The organism is Pseudochrobactrum sp. sp1633 (assembly GCF_030376605.1).
Classification (GTDB): Bacteria; Pseudomonadota; Alphaproteobacteria; order Rhizobiales; family Rhizobiaceae; genus Pseudochrobactrum.
The window spans coordinates 292,054-312,693 of sequence record NZ_JARRAE010000002.1 but is presented as its reverse complement, the minus strand read 5'-3'; the positions used below and the strand labels follow the sequence as shown (position 1 = coordinate 312,693).

General features: G+C 53.4%; 18 protein-coding genes. 11 read left to right on the top strand and 7 right to left on the bottom strand.

The window, feature by feature from the left end:
* Window positions 1–47: 47 nt before the first annotated feature.
* The 7 genes from P8H26_RS03520 to P8H26_RS03490 all read left to right on the top strand — a co-directional run bounded on the left by P8H26_RS03520 (window position 48) and on the right by P8H26_RS03490 (window position 7,245).
* A complete protein-coding gene (locus P8H26_RS03520) occupies window positions 48–1,085 on the top strand; it encodes an ABC transporter ATP-binding protein (RefSeq protein WP_289631459.1) in 1,038 nt (345 codons plus the stop codon).
* A complete protein-coding gene (locus P8H26_RS03515; protein WP_289631458.1) occupies window positions 1,082–2,074 on the top strand; it encodes an ABC transporter ATP-binding protein in 993 nt (330 codons plus the stop codon). Before P8H26_RS03520 ends, P8H26_RS03515 begins: the two co-directional genes overlap by 4 nt.
* A 12-nt stretch (window positions 2,075–2,086) precedes the next feature.
* Window positions 2,087–3,016, top strand: a complete 930-nt coding sequence (locus P8H26_RS03510) for an ABC transporter permease (RefSeq protein WP_289631457.1) — start codon at window positions 2,087–2,089, stop codon at window positions 3,014–3,016.
* 12 nt (window positions 3,017–3,028) lie between these two features.
* Window positions 3,029–3,904 (top strand): ABC transporter permease, encoded by an 876-nt coding sequence (locus tag P8H26_RS03505; protein ID WP_289631456.1) that lies wholly within the window; start codon window positions 3,029–3,031, stop codon window positions 3,902–3,904.
* A gap of 14 nt (window positions 3,905–3,918) precedes the next feature.
* On the top strand, window positions 3,919–4,635 hold the full coding sequence (locus P8H26_RS03500) for a glycerophosphodiester phosphodiesterase family protein (RefSeq protein WP_289631455.1): 717 nt from the start codon (window positions 3,919–3,921) through the stop codon (window positions 4,633–4,635).
* 159 nt (window positions 4,636–4,794) lie between these two features.
* Window positions 4,795–5,619: a bifunctional allantoicase/(S)-ureidoglycine aminohydrolase gene (locus tag P8H26_RS03495; RefSeq protein WP_289631454.1), complete on the top strand. Its 825-nt coding sequence runs from the start codon at window positions 4,795–4,797 to the stop codon at window positions 5,617–5,619.
* Window positions 5,620–5,847: 228 nt separating this feature from the next.
* Entirely contained in the window at window positions 5,848–7,245 is a 1,398-nt protein-coding gene (locus P8H26_RS03490; RefSeq protein WP_289631453.1) for a sodium:alanine symporter family protein, read from the top strand.
* 66 nt (window positions 7,246–7,311) lie between these two features.
* Here the strand turns inward: P8H26_RS03490 and P8H26_RS03485 are convergent, their stop codons facing one another.
* From P8H26_RS03485 to P8H26_RS03455, 7 genes are all read right to left on the bottom strand, one after another.
* Window positions 7,312–8,391, bottom strand: a complete 1,080-nt coding sequence (locus P8H26_RS03485; RefSeq protein WP_289631452.1) for an ABC transporter ATP-binding protein — start codon at window positions 8,389–8,391, stop codon at window positions 7,312–7,314.
* Window positions 8,388–9,368, bottom strand: a complete 981-nt coding sequence (locus tag P8H26_RS03480) for an ABC transporter ATP-binding protein (protein WP_289631451.1) — start codon at window positions 9,366–9,368, stop codon at window positions 8,388–8,390. The genes P8H26_RS03485 and P8H26_RS03480 overlap by 4 nt, the downstream gene beginning before the upstream one ends.
* 57 nt (window positions 9,369–9,425) lie before the next feature.
* Window positions 9,426–10,862 carry an amidohydrolase family protein gene (locus tag P8H26_RS03475; protein ID WP_289631450.1) on the bottom strand — a complete coding sequence of 479 codons (1,437 nt, stop codon included), beginning with the start codon at window positions 10,860–10,862 and terminating at the stop codon, window positions 9,426–9,428.
* A 72-nt stretch (window positions 10,863–10,934) separates the two neighbouring features.
* Window positions 10,935–12,527: an ABC transporter substrate-binding protein gene (locus P8H26_RS03470; protein WP_289631449.1), complete on the bottom strand. Its 1,593-nt coding sequence runs from the start codon at window positions 12,525–12,527 to the stop codon at window positions 10,935–10,937.
* A 57-nt stretch (window positions 12,528–12,584) separates the two neighbouring features.
* Complete coding sequence (locus P8H26_RS03465) at window positions 12,585–13,487, bottom strand: ABC transporter permease (RefSeq protein WP_289631448.1); 903 nt, start codon at window positions 13,485–13,487, stop codon at window positions 12,585–12,587.
* Window positions 13,484–14,425: an ABC transporter permease gene (locus P8H26_RS03460; protein ID WP_121993838.1), complete on the bottom strand. Its 942-nt coding sequence runs from the start codon at window positions 14,423–14,425 to the stop codon at window positions 13,484–13,486. Before P8H26_RS03460 ends, P8H26_RS03465 begins: the two co-directional genes overlap by 4 nt.
* Before the next feature lie 59 nt (window positions 14,426–14,484).
* Window positions 14,485–16,110, bottom strand: coding sequence for an amidohydrolase (locus P8H26_RS03455; RefSeq protein ID WP_289631447.1), 1,626 nt, complete (start codon window positions 16,108–16,110; stop codon window positions 14,485–14,487).
* A gap of 949 nt (window positions 16,111–17,059) precedes the next feature.
* Between P8H26_RS03455 and ccoN the strand changes: the two genes are divergently transcribed.
* Genes ccoN through ccoP form a run of 4 tightly spaced genes read left to right on the top strand, consistent with a single transcriptional unit; the run spans window position 17,060 to window position 20,499 of the window.
* Complete coding sequence (gene ccoN, locus P8H26_RS03450; RefSeq protein ID WP_289631446.1) at window positions 17,060–18,727, top strand: cytochrome-c oxidase, cbb3-type subunit I; 1,668 nt, start codon at window positions 17,060–17,062, stop codon at window positions 18,725–18,727.
* Window positions 18,728–18,741: 14 nt separating this feature from the next.
* A complete protein-coding gene (ccoO, locus tag P8H26_RS03445) occupies window positions 18,742–19,473 on the top strand; it encodes a cytochrome-c oxidase, cbb3-type subunit II (RefSeq protein ID WP_289631445.1) in 732 nt (243 codons plus the stop codon).
* Window positions 19,474–19,484: 11 nt separating this feature from the next.
* Window positions 19,485–19,643 (top strand): CcoQ/FixQ family Cbb3-type cytochrome c oxidase assembly chaperone, encoded by a 159-nt coding sequence (locus P8H26_RS03440; RefSeq protein ID WP_289631444.1) that lies wholly within the window; start codon window positions 19,485–19,487, stop codon window positions 19,641–19,643.
* Window positions 19,636–20,499 (top strand): cytochrome-c oxidase, cbb3-type subunit III, encoded by an 864-nt coding sequence (gene ccoP / locus P8H26_RS03435; protein WP_289631443.1) that lies wholly within the window; start codon window positions 19,636–19,638, stop codon window positions 20,497–20,499. The genes P8H26_RS03440 and ccoP overlap by 8 nt, the downstream gene beginning before the upstream one ends.
* The last annotated feature ends 141 nt before the right edge of the window (window positions 20,500–20,640 follow it).

The window sequence follows — 20,640 nt, the reverse complement described above, 5'->3', positions numbered from 1 at the left end:
TTTCTGCTTCGGCACAGAGTGCCGCCTAATATGACAGGAGCGCATCGATGACTTTGGTCGAGATCGCCGATCTGAAAGTGGCTTTTGACGGCGTGCAGGTTTTGCACGGTATCAATCTGAAAATCGAAAAAGGTGAAGCCGTCGGGCTGGTTGGAGAATCCGGTTGCGGTAAATCCGTAACATGGCTCGCGGCACTTGGGCTGTTGCCGAAGAAAGCCACAGTCTCCGGTTCGGTTATGATTGATGATACCAATCTGGTCGGCGCACCACGGCGTAAACTGGAATCGGTGCGCGGATCACGCATTGCCATGATTTTTCAGGACCCGTCCTCTTCGCTCAATCCGGTGATCCGCGTCGGCAAGCAGATTGAAGAATCTGTCAGGCTGCATCGCGGTATTTCCGGTGCGGCTGCGCGTAAAGAAGCGCTGCGCTTGCTGGAACTGGTCGGTATTCCCGATGCTGCCCGCCGCCTTGATAATTTTCCTCATGAATTTTCCGGCGGTCAGAACCAGCGTCTGATGATCGCCATGGCCTTGGCCGGCGAGCCGGATCTGCTGATTGCCGATGAACCAACCACGGCGCTGGACGCCACTATTCAGGCGCAGGTGCTCGACTTGCTCGCCCGTATCCGTCAGGAAACCGGCATGGCGATTGTGTTTATCAGCCATGATCTCGGCGCAGTATCGCAAATCTGCGAGCGGGTCTGCGTGATGTATGCCGGTCGTATGATCGAGAAAAGCTCAACTGAGGCATTGTTTGCCCAGCCGCGCCATCCCTATACACGCGGATTGTTTGATGCGATCCCGCGCATTGACGGTGGCCGTGAGCGTCTTATTCCCATTGAAGGCACAGTGCCGGAACCGGGTAAATTGCCGAAAGGCTGTGCTTTTTCTCCGCGCTGCAACCGTGCAGAAAACCGCTGCAAAAGTGATCTGCCGCCTTTGACCGGCAATCAGAATGACCGGTACGTCGCCTGTTTCCGCCCTGTCGATATACGTGACACAACTATTCCTGCGGCACCGGTTGTGCCCGCCGCATTCATTGCCCCTGCGCTTGCAACCCAGCACCAGCAGGTGCTGTCATGAACAAGCCGCTGCTCGAAGCCAAAAATCTAAGTAAAATCTACACCTCTAAAAGCGGTTTATTTGCCAAGCCGACAGAGGTGAAAGCCGTTGATGCGGTGAGCCTCTCCTTACAAAAAGGCAAGACGCTGGGCATTGTCGGAGAATCCGGTTCCGGTAAATCCACCACCGGCCGGTTGCTGCTTGGATTAGAACCGGCCAGCACCGGCGAAGTGCGTTTCGACGGAGAAACTCTACCGCCTGCGCGCACCAATGAATGGCGCGCTTTACGCAAGCGCATGCAGCTGGTTTATCAGGATCCGCTGGCTGCCCTCGACCGCCGCCTGACCATCGCCACGCAAATTGAAGAACCACTGCTGATCCACAATATCGGCGACAAAGAAAGTCGTGCGGCACGGGTGAAAGAGCTGATGCAATCGGTTGGTCTGATGCCGCATCATGCAGCACGCTATCCGCATGAGCTTTCCGGCGGGCAGCGTCAGCGTGTGGTGATTGCCCGCGCCATTGCCTGCAATCCTGAACTGCTGGTCTGTGACGAAGCCGTTTCTGCACTGGATGTTTCCATTCAGGCACAGGTGGTCAATCTGCTGCGCGACCTGCAGGAGCAGCAAGGCATTGCCATGGTGTTTATCAGTCATGACTTGAAAGTGGTGCGCAATATCAGCGACCGCGTGGCCGTGATGTATCTGGGACGGATTGTCGAAGAAGCACCGTCCGATGTGATTTTTCAGGCACCCCAGCATCCTTATACGCAGGCACTGGTTTCCAGTATTCCGGTGCCCGGCACCGTGTTGAGCAACCGTATTATCCTGCAGGGCGAACCGCCAAATCCGGCAGCAAGACCAAACGGTTGCGCCTTTCATCCGCGTTGCCGTTTTGCCTCGGAGCGCTGCCGCACCGATGTGCCGGAAACCCTGCAATCCGGCAAAGAGCATAGTGTTGCCTGCCATTTGTACGACGCTCAGACACAACCGATAGCATTAGCCGGATAACAGGACAGACAGATGATTTCCTTTTTCCTTACCCGTCTGTTGCGGGCGTTCATTACCATCGTTCTGGTCGTGAGCTTTGCCTTTATCGTGCTGCGCATGTCCGGTGATCCGGCCCAGATTATTCTCGGCCCCGATGCCCCGCCGCAAGCTGTGGAAGCGTTCCGTAAGGCATGGGGGCTGGATCAGCCGATCCTTGTGCAATATTTCAGCTATTTCGGTGCTATTTTTCAGGGTGATCTCGGTGTCTCCATGCGCGACGGGCAAAAAGCCATTGATCTTGTTGCCGAGCGCATTCCTGCCACGCTGATGCTGACCATTCCGACATTGCTGCTCAATCTGGCAATCGGCATTCCCGCCGGTGTCTATGCGGCTCTGCACCGCGACAGTATCATCGACCGGCTGGTGATGATGACCGCCATTATCGGCTTTACCCTGCCGAATTTTGTACTGGGTCTGGTGCTGGTACTGATCTTTTCTGTGACGCTGAAATGGCTGCCATCGGGCGGTAGTGATACTTGGATGCATGCCATTCTGCCGGTGCTGACCATGAGCATTGCCGGTGCGGCTATTCTCGCCCGTTTTGCCCGCAGCGCCATGATCGAAATTCTCGGCCAACCCTATATTCGCACCGCCAGTGCCAAGGGTGTACGCTGGGGCGATGTCATCCGCAATCATGCGCTGCCCAATGCAGCTATCCCGATTGTAACACTGGTCGGCTTCATGGTCGGCTCACTGGTGGCCGGTGCAGTCGTCATTGAATCCCTGTTCTCATGGCCGGGTGTCGGACGTTTGCTGGTGGTTGCCGTCTCCAACCGCGATCTCGCGGTGGTGCAATGCATCCTGCTGCTGATTGCCTCGACTATGGTGCTGTCCAATCTCGTTGTTGACCTGCTCTATGGTTTTCTCGATCCGCGCCTGCGCGATAATCAGGCCAAAGCGTAAAGGAACCGGCTGATGTCTGAACTCTCAATTAGTGACAGTGCCGCCGTTCCAGTGGTAAACGTCCAGAAGCGCAAAAAGAAACGCATACCCCTGTTGGTCATGCTGTCGCTGATCTGGTTTGCCGCGATGATCATCATCGCTATTGCTGCCGACTGGATCCGCCCTTACAGCATTACCGCGATGGATCTCAAAAGCCGCCTCGTTATGCCCGGCCATCCGTTGCATTGGCTCGGCACAGATGAGGTGGGGCGTGATGTGTTATCCCGCCTGATTGAATCCATCCGCGTCTCTCTTCTGATCGCCTTTGGTGCCACAATTATCTCCACCCTGCTCGGCACCACCGTCGGCTTTCTTGCAGCGAATTTCCGCAAGACCGTAGAACAGGTGGTGCTGACACTGGCCGACTTTCAGGCGGCACTGCCATTCCTGATCCTAGCCCTTTCCGTGCTGGCCTTCTTCGGCAACTCCATGATGCTGCTTGTCTGCCTGATGGGGCTTTATGGCTGGGAGCGCTATGCGCGTATCGCCCGTGGTTTGGCGATTTCCGCCAGTTCACAGGGCTATGCCGCCGCAGTCACGCAACTTGGTGCCAAGCAATCATGGGTTTATCTGCGCCATATCCTGCCGAATATTGCCTCGACACTGATCGTCTCCATGACCCTGACTTTTCCTGAAATCATTTTGCTGGAAAGCAGCCTGTCTTTCTTGGGTCTTGGCGTGCAGCCACCAAAATCCAGCCTCGGCAATATGGTCGGCTATGGTCGTGAATATCTGACCACCGCGCCGTGGATCATGCTGGCACCGGCCTTTGTCATCATGTTCACCACCCTGTCGATTTCCATCCTTGGTGACTGGCTGCGCGACAAGCTCGACCCGACTATTCGCTAAAAGGAATATCTGTAATGACACGTATTATCGGCCATCGCGGTGCGCGTAATCTCTGGCCTGAAAACTCCCTCTCCGGTTTTCGCAAAACCGCTGAGCTCAATATTGCCGGTGTGGAATTCGATCTGCATCTGACCAATGCCGGTGAAGTGGTTGTGCTGCATGATCCGACTTTGGAGCGCACCACCAACGGCATCGGCGATGTCGCGGAGCTCTCCAAAACAGCGCGTGTGAATACGTTTCTGCGCGAAAGCATGGATGAGCATATTCCGTTGTTTGAAGAGGTTCTGGAAATCTTCAAACCGACCGGCATGGAATTGCATGTGGAACTGAAGAACCGCGTCAATGGCGATCTCTATGACGGTCTGACTGATGTGGCTGTGCAGATTATCCGTGCGCAGGGTATGGAAGACCAGTGCATACTCACCGGCTTTACCCGTCAGGTCTTACAGCAAGTGAAAGACGTTGCACCGGAAATGCGTCGTCTCGCCTCGCTCAATGCTTTCAGTGCCACTATTCTCGGTGGTTTGCAGGAAGCGCTCGACTATTTCGACACGTATGCCGACATTCTGGCCGTTGAAAAAGCTCTGCTCGCCCATAGCTGGGATGCAATTACCAACCGCATTGCACCGGAACGTCTGGGCGTTTGGGTGCCCAATACCGAGCCTGAACTGGAATTCTGGAAGAACACAGCAATCCGTCAGATCACCACAGACCGGCCTGATCTTGCATAATTGATGTTCTGTATCCCGTTTATCGAAAAGGTAAACGGGATATTATATACAATATTGTCGACAATTTATCTTTTTTAATGATAATCCCGTTATCCCTCTTGCAGAAACGCCGAAAACCGGCCTGACTGCGGACTGAGGGTAAAAGTAACGGGAGAGATTATGACTGAGCGCACTTATTACGCCCCAAAGGGCGGCGCACCGATGCAGACGCAATTGCTGAGCGACCGTGCCGTATTCACCGAAGCCTATGCGGTTATCCCAAAAGGCGTGATGATGGATATTGTTACATCCTGTCTGCCATTCTGGGATAAAACCCGCGTCTGGATACTCTCCCGTCCGCTCTCCGGTTTTGCCGAGAGTTTTGCGCAATATATTGTGGAGCTGGAGCCGCAGGGCGGCAGTGACAAACCTGAACCAGATCCGGATGCCGAAGCCGGTATTTTCGTGGTTGAGGGCAATATTGTCATTACGCTTGACGGCAAAGACCATGCCATGCGCGCGGGCAGTTACGCTTTTCTGCCGCCGAAAAGCCTCTGGACTGTACGCAATCAAACTGATGCACCGGCACGTTTTCACTGGATCAGAAAGAGCTTTGAATATGTAAACGGGCTGGATGTACCGGAAGCCTTTTTCAAGCATGAATCCGAAGTCGAGCCTGTTGCTATGCCGGACACGGACGGCAAATGGGCAACCACCCGCTTTGTTGATCCGAATGATCTGCGCCATGATATGCACGTCAATATCGTTACCTTTGAGCCGGGTGCAATTATTCCGTTTGCCGAAACCCATGTGATGGAACACGGCCTCTATGTGCTGGAAGGCAAGGCAGTCTATCGTCTCAATCAGGACTGGGTGGAAGTAGAAGCCGGTGATTATATGTGGCTGCGCGCTTTCTGCCCGCAGGCTTGCTATGCCGGTGGCCCCGGGAAATTCCGCTATCTGCTCTATAAGGACGTAAACCGCCACGTAAAACTGAAGCTCTGACGACAGCGCACCCGACAATTTTTATAACAGCCGCCGGTTTTACACAGACCGTGTGGCTGTATCTTTTTGAAAACTCTAATTTTAATCTCCCTAAAACATAGATTTGCAAATATTGACGAAAAACTATGCAATGACGGGTAATATCAGCTAAAAGCGCTCTATAAATTCATATTTTTCACAAAACTGCATATTCACCTCTGCGCCAGGTGCTTTGGAGCCGCAATACAAATGAATACACTCATTGCATTTGTGAACATGATCCTATGGGAATATGTTCTGGTTTACGGATTGCTCGCTGTCGGGATTTTTTTCTCCGTCCGCCTCGGCTTTCTGCAGATTTTCCATTTTCCGGAGTTTTTCCGATCCGTCATGCGTGCGCCGAAGCGCGATGCAAGCGGCATCACACCGTTTCAGGCGCTGTGCACCAGTCTCGCCTCACGCGTCGGCACCGGTAATATTGCCGGTGTAGCAGTCGCGCTTTATCTCGGCGGTGCCGGAGCGATTTTCTGGATGTGGGTTGTCGCTTTTGTTGGTATGGCAACCGCCTATGCCGAGAGCACATTGGCGCAGCTTTATAAAACCCGCGATAATGACGGCCAGTTTCGTGGTGGTCCTGCCTATTATATTTCCAATGGTCTGAAAGCCCCGTGGGCGGCTGCAATTTTCTCTGTCTGCCTGATTATCGCATTCGGGCTGGTGTTTAATGCTGTGCAGGCCAATGCCATTGCCGATGCCATGAATGGCTCCTTCGGCTTTTCCAAAATTGGTGTCGGTGTAGTTATTGCGCTGCTGGCAGGTATCGTGATTTTCGGTGGTATCCGACAGATTGCGCGCGTGGCTGAACTGGTGGTGCCGTTTATGGCAGTGATCTATCTCAGCGTTGCCATCTATGTGCTGCTCGCCAATATCACTGAAGTGCCGGCATTGTTTGCTCTGATTGTCAAAAGCGCTTTCGGCATTGAAGCCGCTGCCGGTGGTATTATCGGCGCGCTGATGAACGGCGTGAAACGCGGGCTGTTCTCCAATGAAGCCGGTATGGGCTCCGCCCCGAATATTGCAGCTTCCGCCACACCCAATCCGCACCATCCGTCCTCACAGGGTTTTGTGCAGGCTCTGGGCGTTTTCATCGACACAATTCTGATCTGCTCGGCGACCGCAATCATGATCCTGCTGTCTCATAAGCTGGTTCCGGGCTCCGGCCTCACCGGCACGATGCTGACACAGGAAGCCATGACTGTGCATATCGGCTGGTTCGGGCGCTATTTCATCAGTATTGCGATCTTCTTCTTCGCCTTCACTTCCATCATCGGCAATTACGCTTATGCGGAAAATGCCATGATTTATCTGGGTGCAGGCAAACATTACTGGCTTACAATGCTGCGCTGCGGCACGTTGGCGATGGTGGTCTGGGGTGCCTATGAAAGCATTCTCACCGTGTTCAACGCAGCCGATGCCGCTATGGGTCTGATGGCCACCATCAATCTGATCGCCATTGCGCTGCTCTCCGGCACAGTTGTCAAAGTGACCAAGGATTACTTTGATCAACAGAAGCTTGGTACACCGCATTTCACGCTCAAGGATTATCCGGAGCTGAAAGGCAAAGTCGACGGCGAAATCTGGAAATAACCACCAAACAAAAAACAGGCCGCTTCAGAAATGAAGCGGCCTGTTTTGTTTTAAACTCAACTCTTTTTAAGCAGCCTGTTCTTTTTCTGCCCGCTTCTTAGCGAACAATCCCAGACGCTGCTGTAACTTCTCCGCACCGGAAGCGAAATGCGCGGCATGTTTGAAGACAGGCACCTGAGCTTCAAAATGGCAGGCGACCTGCTGACCTGTACCTAAATCTTTCAACTCAGGCACCTGCTGCTTGCACAAATCCTGCGCCAGCGGACAACGGGTATGGAAACGGCAACCGGACGGCGGATTGAGCGGGCTTGGCACATCACCGCCCAGCACATTCCACGAGCCGCGTGAGGCCGGATCAGGCTGCGGGGCAGCAGACAGCAAGGCCTGCGTATAGGGATGACGCGGATTGTTATAAAGCTGATGCTTATCGGCAATCTCCACAACTTGTCCGAGATACATCACCGCCACACGGTCAGCCATATGTTTGACCACCGGCAATCCGTGCGAAATAAACAGGTAAGACAGCCCCATCTCTTTCTGCAAATCTTTGAGCAAATTGACGACCTGCGCCTGAATGGACACGTCGAGCGCCGAGACAGGCTCATCGCAGACAATCAGTTTCGGGGACAATGAGAGCGCGCGGGCAATACCAATACGCTGACGCTGACCACCGGAAAATTCATGTGGATAGCGTGCGGCATGGTAAGGCGCCAGATCGACACGGCGCAACAGTTCAATCCCCCGCTCACGACGCGAAGCATCAGTGCCGACACCATGCACCAGCATCGGCTCGGCAATCAGTTCACCCACAGTCATACGCGGATTAAGGCTGGCATAAGGATCCTGAAACACCACCTGCATCTGGCGGCGCAAATCACGCAACTTCGCGCCACTGGCATGGGTTACATCTTCACCTTCAAACAGCACCCGACCGGCGGTTGGTTCCAGCAGTCGTAATGCCAGACGGGCAGTGGTTGACTTACCGCAACCGCTTTCGCCCACAATGGCCAGTGTTTCTCCGGCCATCAGCTTGAAAGAAACTTCATCCACGGCGCGGACTGTGCCGACCACTTTTTGACGGATCAGGCCTTTTTTGACAGGGAAATGTTTGGAAATGCCCTGCAGCTCCAGAAGTGGTTGTGTCATACGAAATCCTCCACCGGAGCTTTATGGCAGGCAACAAGGTGATTGGCTTGGAGTTCATGCAGAGCAGGCAGAGTTGCTGTGCATTCCTCATCAGAAAACGGGCAGCGCGGATTAAACCGGCAGCCGGAGGGCAGCCTAAACGGCGGCGGCACTACACCGCTGATTGCTACCAGCCGGTCAACATCCTCATCCATACGCGGCATCGAGCCCATCAGACCAATGGTATAGGGATGCTGCGGGTCTTTGAAAATTGCATTGACGGAAGCGCGTTCCGCCACTTTACCGGCATACATTACCGCCACATCATCAGCGACCTGCGCCACCACACCCAGATCATGGGTAATGAGGATGATGGCCATATTGGTTTCTTGCTGCAACTCGCGCAGCAGATTGAGAATCTGCGCCTGAATAGTCACATCGAGCGCCGTTGTTGGTTCATCAGCGATCAGCAGAACCGGCTTGCAGACCAACGCCATCGCAATCATCACACGCTGACGCATACCGCCGGAGAGCTGGTGCGGATATTCATCAAAACGGCGCTCCGGCGCAGGAATACGTACTTTACGCAGCGCTTCAATCGCTTCCTCGCGCATTTCCTTGTAAGGCTTTTTATGATGCGCCTGTATCGCTTCAACCAGCTGATAGCCGATCGTATGCACCGGATTGAGCGAGGTCATCGGCTCCTGAAAGATCATCGCAATGCGGTTGCCGCGCAGCCTGCGCATATCATCCGGCGAGAGCTTCAGCAGATCCTGCCCTTCAAAAATCACCTCACCGCCGGCATTTTTGCCCGGCGGCGGCACCAGCCCCATGACAGACAGTGACAGCATGGATTTGCCGCAGCCGCTCTCCCCCACAATACCCAGTGTCTTGCCGCGCTCGACTTTCAGCGAAATACCGTCCACCGCACGGATGACACCGTTCGGGGTTTTAAACTCTGTGACGAGATTGCGGATTTCGAGTACCGGTTCTGTCATATGGTCTTCTCCAAGCCGGTCATATTTCCATATGACCGGAATATTGCTTTGGCCTGATTAATCGAGGCCGGAAAATGAATGCGGGGCGTAAGCAGTAACAGGGCGCTTCGCCCAGTCTTCCTGCGGTGCCCGTTGAACTGTGCGTTGTTGTGCGGCGTGGAGGTCTTCTGCGGCCTGCTCAAAATCAATCGTCAGGCATTGGCCCTTCTCGACCACTTTCTCACCGCCGACATAGACCGTATCCACCGCACGCTCGGCTGCGGCATAGATCATGCTGCGGATCGGATCATAGCCCGGCCGCATCATCGGATGCGCGAGATTGACCAGCACCAGATCGGCGTTACAGCCTACCTCCAGACGCCCGATATCATCACGCCCGAGAAGATCGGCACCGCCCACCGTTGCTGCGGTGAAAATCTCGCCGGATGTAACTGTGCGCGGATTTTCAGCCATCATCCGCGCCACATAACCGACATGGCGCATCTCTTCGAGCATGTTATGCGGATAGGTATCGGTGCCGATGCCAAGGCGCACACCGGCGCGCAGGTAACGGCCGAAATCACGCATGGCTATGCCGCGGCGCATGAAAACAGTCGGGCAATGGGCAACCGCTGTGCGTGTTTCCACCAGCAGATCAAGGTCGCGGCGCGTATGCCAGCTATTGCGCGGATAATCGTCGAGGAAAATCCCGTGACTGACAATGCTAGTCTCGCCCAGCACATCAAGCTGCTCCAGCCATTGCACCGGCGATACACCGTGACGGCGGGTAATCTCATGAAACTCTACAGTCGATTGTGCGGCATGAATCTGCCACGGAATTTTGCGACGTTGTGCTTCCGCATAGCTCTCTTTGATCAGGCCTTCGCTGCACGTATCAATCTGTGCCGGACACAACATCGAGAACAGGCGACCTGACGAATGCGCTTCAGCGGCATCCACCATTTCCAATGCCTGCGCCATGGCTTTTTCGCCAACGGCCTCGTCCCATTCATATTCAACCACATGACCGTTTTTGGTGTACCAGCGAGCCGTGCGGAACATTGGCGTAATGCAGACACGCAAACCGCTCTGTCCTGCCAGATCAATCCATGACGGATGGGCAACGGAGAGATCAGCCAGTGTTGTGACACCGGATTTCAGCAGTTCCGCATAGGCGACTTTCCACGCAGCTTCAGCACCTTCCGCATCAGGACGGATGATCGGCATAAATTCATAAAGCGCGGAATTAAAGAGGCCCGGAGAACCGAGCTCATCAAGGATACTCTTATTCAGCGGCTCGCTTGCAGGATGGGAATGAATATTGACCAGACCCGGCATGACCATGAAACCACGGCCATCCTGCTCTGCATCAACGGCACCGGCATAGCCCGTACCAACAAAAGTCAGCTTACCGTTTTCAAAAGCGACATCGGCATTTTTCACATAGATATGGCTTTGGCTGTCCTTATCCCATGCAACGACAATATCCGCATTCCTGATAACTGTTACACTCACCGCATCACTCCCCTGCGCCTGAATTCCGAATGCTTGCAGGCGCGGCTGATAAAACCGCGCCTGTTTTTGTCTTTAGCGTTTCAGAGAAATATCCAGACCTTTATAGATACCGGCACCATAGATACCGTGTGCCTTGGCACCTTCCACGCGGTCACCGGCGATCAGCCACATTGGCTCGGACGACAGAGTGACCCAGACATTGGCCTCGGTCAGGTTACGCTGCAGAGTTGCCAGCGCTTCGTGACGTTCTTCCTTGCTGGTGGTGGTTGCTGCCTTGCGGATCAGCTCATCCGTTGCCGGATCTTTCCAGTTCATGCGGTTTGGTGTCGGTGCCTGACGGCTCGGGAAATAGAGACCAATCGCTTCAAGGGCGGTCAGCGCCGGATAGTTCATATAGAACGCATCAAATTCCTGCGTTGCCATCTTGCCCCAGCCGACAGTCGCATCCCAGAGCTGGATTTTCATGTCGATACCGATCTTGCGCAGATCAGCCTGCATGGCTTCACTCACAGTCGGGTTGGTGGCATTGCGCAGACCATAAACAAGGAAAGTGGCTTTCTGGCCGTCTTTTTCACGGATGCCGTCGCCGCCCATTTTCCAGCCGGCTTCATCCAGCATTTTATTCGCTGCATCCTGATCAAAAGCAGGCATCAGTTTGGCGGATTCAGGATCGAAATCAATAATCGCCGGATTAACAAGCGACTTCATTTCCTTACCATGGCCGAAATAAACCGCCTGAGTGATTGCCGCTTTATTGGTTGCCATATTCACGGCTTTACGGATCACCGGATCAGACACCACAGGCTTGTCGATCTTGAAGCCCATGAACATGTCATAGATATAGTTTTCCTGCTTGGAAACGCTGAGACCCGGCATGCTTTCCATCGTGGTCAGCGCAATCGGCGGCATATAATAGGTCATATCCGCCTGACGTGCCTGAATAGCGGCCATCAGCGTATTGGCTTCAGGGATCACGCGCCAGACGATCTCATCAACCTGCGGGCTTGGATTCTTATAGAAGGAAGGCCCCCATGTGTAATGCGGGTTTTTCTTGAGCTTCAGTTCCTGACGCGGCTGCCAGCTGACCCAGCAATAAGGGCCGGTGCCGTTGAAGCCCTGCACACCGAAATTCTCGCCCAGCTTTTCAACCGTTGCTTTATCCACAATGGACGAGAACGGCATGGTCAGCTGCGGCAGAAGATCGGAATAAGGCTCTTCCAGTTCATAGATCACAGTGTAATCATCTTTAGCCGTGATGCTTTTTACCTTACCGCCACGGAAGGCAGTCGGGGAGCGTTTTTCTGGGTTTTGCCAGCGCTCAATCGTATAGACCACATCGGCAGCAGTCATCGGGCGGCCGTCGCAGAATTTGACGTCTTTGCGCAGGTTGAAGGTATACGTCTTACCGTCATCGGAAACAGTCCATGTCTCAGCCAGACCCGGCTTGACGGTTTTCATGTCGAAATCAAGCGAGACGAGCGTATCACCAAGCATCGCCATCACTTCAACCATAGCGGTTGCGGTGGAGCGGATCGGATCGTAATTATCCGCATCGATCACGCGCAGGATCGACAATGGCGCCTTGGTTTGGGCATAGGCTGCACCGGACAAAACGGCACTGGCAGCAACACCGGCTATGAGCGTGGAAGTCAGATATTTTCTCATTTAGTCCTCCTGATGAGGCGCCCACTGTTCTGTGCAGTGATCCGCCGCCAAAAATGATTATTTACGTAATTTCGGATCGAGCGCGTCACGCAGGGAATCCCCTAATACGTTAAACGCCAGAACGATAATGAAGATCATAAGGCTCGGCAGCACCGAGACATGCGGTGCGAAGAACAGAAAGTTACGTCCTTCCGATGCCATAGCACCGAGCTCCGCTGTCGGCGGCTGTGCACCAAGGCCAATGAATGACAGGGCAGCACCGAGCAAGATCACCTGCCCGAAACGAAGTGTTACGAACACGAAGATCGACGACAGGCAGTTCGGCAGCACATATTTGAAAATGATGCGGCTGTCGGACATGCCGAGCGAATGCGCGCTCTCGATATAATCCTGCTGCAACACGACAATTGCACCGCCGCGCACCACACGCGCCATCAAAGGCACGGTTGCAATCGACAGCGCAATGATAACGGCAGTGAGACCCGGACCGAAGATTGCAGCGATTGCCAAACCGAACAGAATGGCCGGAAAGGACAGCAACACATCCATGAAGCGCATCAGCACGCCGCTCCAGCGGGTGTAATAAGCGGCCACAAAACCGATCAGCCCGCCAACCAAGCAGCCGAAGAAGACCGAAACAAAGCCCATGAACAAAGTGGTGCGGATGCCATAGAGCAAACGTGTGACCATGCCGCGCCCCTGCCCGTCGGTGCCGAGCAGATAGCCCGCTTCACCGATTGGCTTCAGCATCATGCCGAGATTACCGCCATAGGGATCTTCCGGTGCCAGCCACGGCGCGAACAGGCCACAGAACAGGGTCAGCACCACCAAAGACAGAGCAATCACCGAGCCGGTATCGGAGAGCAGCATGCGCAACACGCTGACGCGCTTGAAGGCAATTTCCTGCTCTGCCGGTTGTGCTGCATTCGCAACAGTTGTTTTTGCAAGACTGGTCATCATGCACCTCTCACACGCGGATCGAGCACAGCGTAGAGAATATCAACGCCCAGATTGACGAGAATAAAGCCGAGAGACATCACGATAATCGTGCCCTGCGCCATTGGCAGATCACTGGACAAAATCGCACCGACTGCCAGACGACCAATACCCGGCCATGAGAACACAGTCTCAACCACCACAGCGCCACCCAGCAGGAAGCCGATCTGCAAACCGATCAGTGTCACCACCGGCACCAGCGCATTGCGTAGCGCGTGACGGGTGACAACTTTGCGCTCTTTCAGACCTTTGGCGCGTGCGGTGCGAATATGATCTGCGCCCAGCACATCCAGAACAGATGTACGCGTCATACGGGCAACAGGGCCGACAAACACACCGCCCAGCGTGATCGCAGGCAGAATGATGCTGGTGAAACCTTCCCATGTCCATAATGGCCCGAGGCGACCGGTAAACGGCAGGATCGGATATTTGAAGCCGAACAGCCAGACCAGCACCAGACCTAGAAAGAACACAGGGATCGACACACCGGCAACGGACACCGCCATAATCGAGCGATCCAGCAGCGAACCGCGATAATATGCACCAACTGTGCCAAGCAGAATGCCCAGAGGAATTGCCCAGATCAGAGATGCAACCATCAGCTCCAGTGTCGGGCCGATAGTAGCACCGAGTTCCTGCGAAACCGGCACATTATTGATGATGGAAACGCCGAGATCGCCCTGCATCAGGCGGCCGACATAATAGAAAAACTGTTTCCACAAGGGTTGATCAAGGCCAAGATCGCGGCGGATAGCCTCGACCAGTTCCTGTGTCGCGGTAGGCCCTGCACGCACCTGCGCCGGATCGGTCGGCACGACCTGCATCAGCAAAAAGCCGAGCAGCAAAACGCCGAACATGACCGGTAATGCGAGGAGCAGACGTTGTAACGTGTGCCGAAGCATAAATTCGCCTTTCTCTGGCTGTCTGCCCGAGGTGCTTTGAGCACCTCAAACAACAACAGTTACACCTGCCGCTCAAATACGACTTTACCGGCCAAAACGGTCATATCGCAGACCACATCACTGCGGATTTCTTCCACATCACAGGTGAAAATATCCTTCGACAGCACCGCAACATCTGCCGCCATGCCCGCTACCAGACGTCCGATGTCCTGTTCCGCAAACTGCGTATAGGCACCGAAATGTGTATAAGCGTGAATGGCCTCTTCCCGTGTCAGGCACTGGTCGCCGCCGATCACCGAGCCGACTTTGGTCTTGCGGGTGACGAGCGTGTAGATATTCTGGAACGGATTGGTAGAGGTGACAGGCGCATCGGAAGATGCTGCCGGATGCAGACCTGCATCCACCCATTTGCGCATCGGATAGGATGCATGGGCGCGCTTTTCACCCAGATTAGCTACATAAAGATCACCAAATTCATAGATGAACATCGGCTGCGGCACCGGATCAATACCGGCCTTTGCCATACGCTCAATCTGCCCGTCGCTCAGAAAGCCGCAATGTTCAATACGGTGACGACGGGAGTTAATCGGATGTTCTGCGCTATCAGCATTTTCAATACCGGACAGCACCTGTTCAATCGCCGCATCACCAATCGCATGAATGGCCAACTGATAGCCAAGCTCGTGATAATGCTTGAGGGACTTGTGCATCTCCTCTTGGCTGTAGCAGAAAATACCAAAATTATTCGGATCGCCTGCCACATATGGCTCGCTCATCGCGGCCGTCAGGCCACCGGCACTACCATCCGAGAAGACTTTCATCGCGCCGTAGCGCAAATTGCCTGTCTGGCGCTTGGCACGGAAACCCTGTGCATGCGCCTGATCGCCAATACCGTCATGATTGCCATAGATGCAAACCCATGTGCGGATCGGCAACTCACCGGCGGATGCCAGTTCCTCATAGGCATGAAGTTCTTCCATACCATAGCTCATGCCGACAGCGGCATCCATCACGGAAGTGAAACCTTGGCTCAGCATAAACTCTGCTGCACGGGTAATCGCGGCTTTCAACTCATCACGGCTTAGTGGCGGGATTTTATCCGTGACTACGCGCATACCGGATTCTGCCAGCAGGCCGGATAATTTGCCGTTGCGCTTTTCAATCAGGCCACCGGACGGACTTGGCGTGTCATGGGTAATATTTGCCAGACGCATTGCCGCGCTGTTGGCAATGCCGACATGACCGCAGGTACGGGTGATATAAACCGGATGATCGGGCGCGATGACATCCAGTTCCTCAATCGTCGGATGGCGCTGCTCAGACAGCTCATAATGATCGTAGCCGCCACCGCGGATCCATTCACCCGCAGGCTTTTGCGCAACGTCTTTGGAGATACGTTTGAAAATTTCTTCGAGACTGCGCACACCGGATTCAGGGCGCAGATTGATCTCGTTCATGCCGACACCGAGCATCAGCAGATGCATATGCGCATCATTCAGTCCCGGAACTGCAACACGGCCGCCTAAATCCACCCGTCGCGTCTTTTCACCAGCGCGCGCTTCAATTTCAACTGCGGTACCTGCTGCCAGAACCTTACCATCTGCAATCGCCAGAGCCTCAACAAAACCTTCGTTAAGGCCGCAAAAAATCCGCCCGCCCGAAAGGACGAGATCTGCATATTTCATATTCTGTTTATCTCCCAGACGCCTTGCTCCATTCAGAATACAAGACGTAATTCAGCCACCCCTACCGATGATCAATATCGGGAAGGTTAATCATTGAGCTGAGGAAAAGCCTCACTCATTTGAGATCCGGCGGCTTTTTATTCCCCTGTGCTGTCCGGATACGATTTTGCCGTTTTAACCGGCCCGTCCGTCAGCAGTTCTTTTTGTTTGTTAGTTCATGCTTGCAAAAAACTGGTCCCAAGGCAAGAGCCCGCGCCAGAAATGTTGACAATTTGTCAGACGAAAATTGCATAGATTGATAGCAATGTTGCATGATGCAAATTACGGGCAAATCCTGTCGAAATGATATAAATAGCGTCCGCATCGCCATATTCAGACCATAGAAACAAAGTTACAGCTTTGAGAATCATTCCAAACTGAGTGCATAGAACAGGTCAGCCTGCTGCAAAGCGGTCCGGAAAGGGCATATTCCAGCTCTCAGAACAGGGCTCAGCGACAATCAGCCCCACCCTTTCCGGCGCATATCGGCGAGCTGTTTCTGATCCTAATATTTTCCAAAATATGCTTGATTTTCAACTGCGGTTTTCAGTGGGCAATGCGCGCAATCAAATGCATTTATTTCAGAAATTACTGTAAATACAGCAATTAAAGTAACTGTATATTTAATGTAAATATATAAATTATAACAATAATTTCTTAAATCGTAACTTCATAATTAAGTTTTCACGCAATCAAACACATTACTAAAACTGCTTTAAAAACAATCCGGCACTATCAGCACGAACGCGTTGAAAAAACGGCTCGTTTTCATGGCGGTGGCGTTGCCCCCTGTTTGATTTAAATCAATGACTAATTTTTTTCGTAGCATATAATATCCCTATATTGCTCGAATTGCAGGCATTTCTGCGATTTTCGGGCAGAATTCGTTGCGCGCGCGAGGGGATTTTTCATGAATTACGCTGCGGGAATTGTAATCTCGGGGCTGGGTGCTTTTTTAGCGCTGCTGGCTGCCGGTTTTACACATGATCCTTTGTTCAGAAGCCATATGTGGATTCTGTTCTTTACGCTTGTCATTTTCACAGTGTTGCTACTTCGTAATGCTGATTACAGCCTGAAGCCTGTAAAAGAAGACAAGTCCGTCTATATGGACGGTCCGATCCGTTACGGTGTTATTGCCACCGTATTCTGGGGTGTTGTCGGTTTCCTCGTTGGTGTTTTCATTGCCGCGCAGCTTGCTTTCCCTGATTTGAATCTGGGACCGTGGCTAAATTTTGGCCGTGTGCGCCCTCTGCACACATCAGCCGTTATTTTTGCCTTCTGCGGTAACGCCCTGATTGCCACCTCTTTCTACGTGGTGCAGCGTACCTGCCGTGCGCGCCTGTTCGGCGGCGATCTGGCATGGTTCGTGTTCTGGGGCTACAACCTGTTTATCGTAATGGCAGGTACCGGCTATCTGCTCGGCATTACCCAGTCGCGCGAATATGCAGAGCCTGAATGGTATGTTGACCTCTGGCTGACTATTGTCTGGGTTGTCTATCTGGTTATCTTCATGGGCACGCTCATGAAGCGTAAAGAGCCGCATATTTATGTGGCGAACTGGTTCTACCTCTCCTTCATCATCACTATTGCAATGCTGCATGTGATCAACAATCTGGCAATTCCGGTCTCGTTCCTCGGCGTGAAAAGCTATTCGGCTTTCTCCGGTGTTCAGGATGCGGTGACCCAGTGGTGGTACGGCCATAATGCTGTGGCCTTCTTCCTGACCGTGCCTTTCCTTGCGATGATGTATTATTTCGTACCAAAGCAGGTTGACCGTCCGGTCTATTCCTACCGCTTGTCGATCGTTCACTTCTGGTCGATCATCTTCCTGTATATCTGGGCCGGTCCTCACCACCTGCATTATACAGCGCTGCCTGACTGGGCGCAGACACTGGGTATGGTCTTCTCGATCGTGCTGTGGATGCCGTCATGGGGTGGTATGATCAACGGTCTGATGACGCTTTCCGGCGCTTGGGACAAAATCCGTACCGATCCGGTTGTGCGTCTGATGGTTGCTGCTATTGCCTTCTACGGTATGGCAACATTCGAAGGTCCGCTGATGTCCGTTAAGGCCGTCAACTCGCTGTCCCACTATACAGACTGGACCATCGGCCACGTTCATGCGGGTGCTCTCGGCTGGAACGGCATGATTACCTTTGCTGCCGTGTACTTCCTTGTACCGCGCCTGTGGAACCGTGAACGTCTCTACTCGATCCGTATGGTCAACTGGCACTTCTGGCTCGCAACACTCGGCATCGTGCTTTACGCCGCTTCCATGTGGGTTGCCGGTATCCAGCAGGGTCTGATGTGGCGCGAATATGATGATCAGGGCTTCCTGGTTTACTCCTTCGCTGAAACTGTACTTGCCATGTTCCCTTACTATGTCATCCGTACACTTGGCGGCGTGATGTACCTGGCCGGCGGTCTGGTTATGGCCTGGAACGTCTACAAGACGATCAAAGGTGATCTGAGAAATGAGGCCATCATTCCGGGCTCCACTCCGATCATTCACAGCAATACCGGTCCATACCTCCGCCCTGAAGTTTCATCGGGCTCCGCCCTCAGGCATGCAGAATAAGGAGCAGGTGAGTTATGTCTATTCTCAAAAAACACTCGCTTATTGAAAAAAACGCTACTTTACTGCTGATCGGATCGCTTGTTGTGGTCACCATCGGCGGCATCGTGGAAATCGCTCCGCTGTTTTATCTGCAAAACACCATTGAGAAAGTAGAGGGCATGCGCCCCTACTCTCCTCTGGAACTGGCAGGGCGTGATATTTATGTGCGTGAAGGCTGCTATACCTGTCACTCACAGATGATCCGCCCGTTCCGCGATGAAGTGGAGCGCTACGGCCATTACAGCCTTGCAGCTGAAAGCATGTACGACCATTCCTTCCAGTGGGGTTCCAAGCGCACAGGGCCTGATCTGGCGCGTGTCGGCGGACGCTACTCCAACGAATGGCACGTACAGCATCTGATTGAACCGCGCGATGTTGTGCCTGAATCGGTGATGCCGAGCTATGCGTTCCTGCTCAACACACCGCTCAACATGTCGGGTGTTACGGGTAACCTGAAAGCCAATATTGCTGTCGGCGTGCCTTACAATCAGGAAATGGTTGATAATGCGCTGGCTGACATCAAGGCGCAGGCTGATCCTGATGCAGATACTGAAGCCCTGCTTGCCCGCTATCCGAAAGCCAAGACCGGCGACTTCGACGGCAATCCGAAGGTCGTCAGTGAAATGGATGCGCTTGTCGCCTATCTGCAGATGCTGGGAACTCTGGTTGATTTCTCAACTTACGACCAGTCACCGAAGTCGCGTTAAGGAGGTACATCATGGATTATAATACCATGCGTCACTTTGCCGACAGCTGGGGACTGTTAGGCATGTTCCTTTTCTTCCTCTTTGTTGTCCTATTCGCCTTCCGTCCAGGCAGCAAACAGGCTGCCGATGCTGCGAAAGCCATTCCGTTCAAGGACGAAAACAATGACTGATAAGCAAATTGACGACGTAACAGGCGTTGAAACAACCGGCCATGAATGGGACGGCATCAAAGAGCTTGATAATCCGATGCCACGCTGGTGGCTCTATGCCTATTATGCCAGCATTGTCTGGGCTATCGCCTATACGATTGCCTATCCGGCATGGCCGCTGATCAACGGCGCCACATCCGGTGTTCTGGAATGGTCGAGCCGCGGGGATTTCTGGAAAGAAAACACCAAAATTCAAGGTGAGCGTCAGGAAACTCTGGCAGCCATTAAAGAAAAATCCGTTCAGGATATTATGGCTGATCCGCAGCTCAACCAGTTTGCGATTGCAGGCGGTGCGGCGGCGTTTCGCGTGAACTGCGTTCAGTGTCACGGCTCCGGTGCTCAAGGCGCTCCCGGCTATCCGAACCTGAATGATGATGACTGGCTGTGGGGCGGATCTATTGATGAAATCCTGCAAACCATCCGTCATGGTGTGCGCGCAAAAGATGATGACGATACACGTATCTCGGAAATGCCTGCATATGGTGATATACTTGAACCACAGCAGATCCGTGACGTGGCAGCCTATGTCACCAGCCTGACATCAACACCGCATGATGCCAGCCTCATTCCGGCAGGAAAGCAGGTCTTCGCAGAAAACTGTGCTGCCTGTCATGGCGAAAATGCCAAGGGCAACAAGGAATTCGGCGCACCTGATCTCACAGATGCGATCTGGTTCTACGGTTCAGGTGAAGCTGAGATCGCCAAGCAGGTCAAAAATCCTAAACACGGCGTCATGCCTGCATGGGAACCACGTCTTGGCGACACAACAGTGAAACAGTTGGCCATCTATGTGCACTCGCTGGGTGGCGGTGAATAAACGCTGAAACTTCAGCGGATAGATCTGCTGGCCGGGGCCCCGCGCTCCGGCCAGCTCCAAACGATAAAAACGGCTCAATTTTAAGGCTCTGAAATCAGGTTTTTCATTGAAGACTGATGGATCAGGCCGGAAATACTCCAG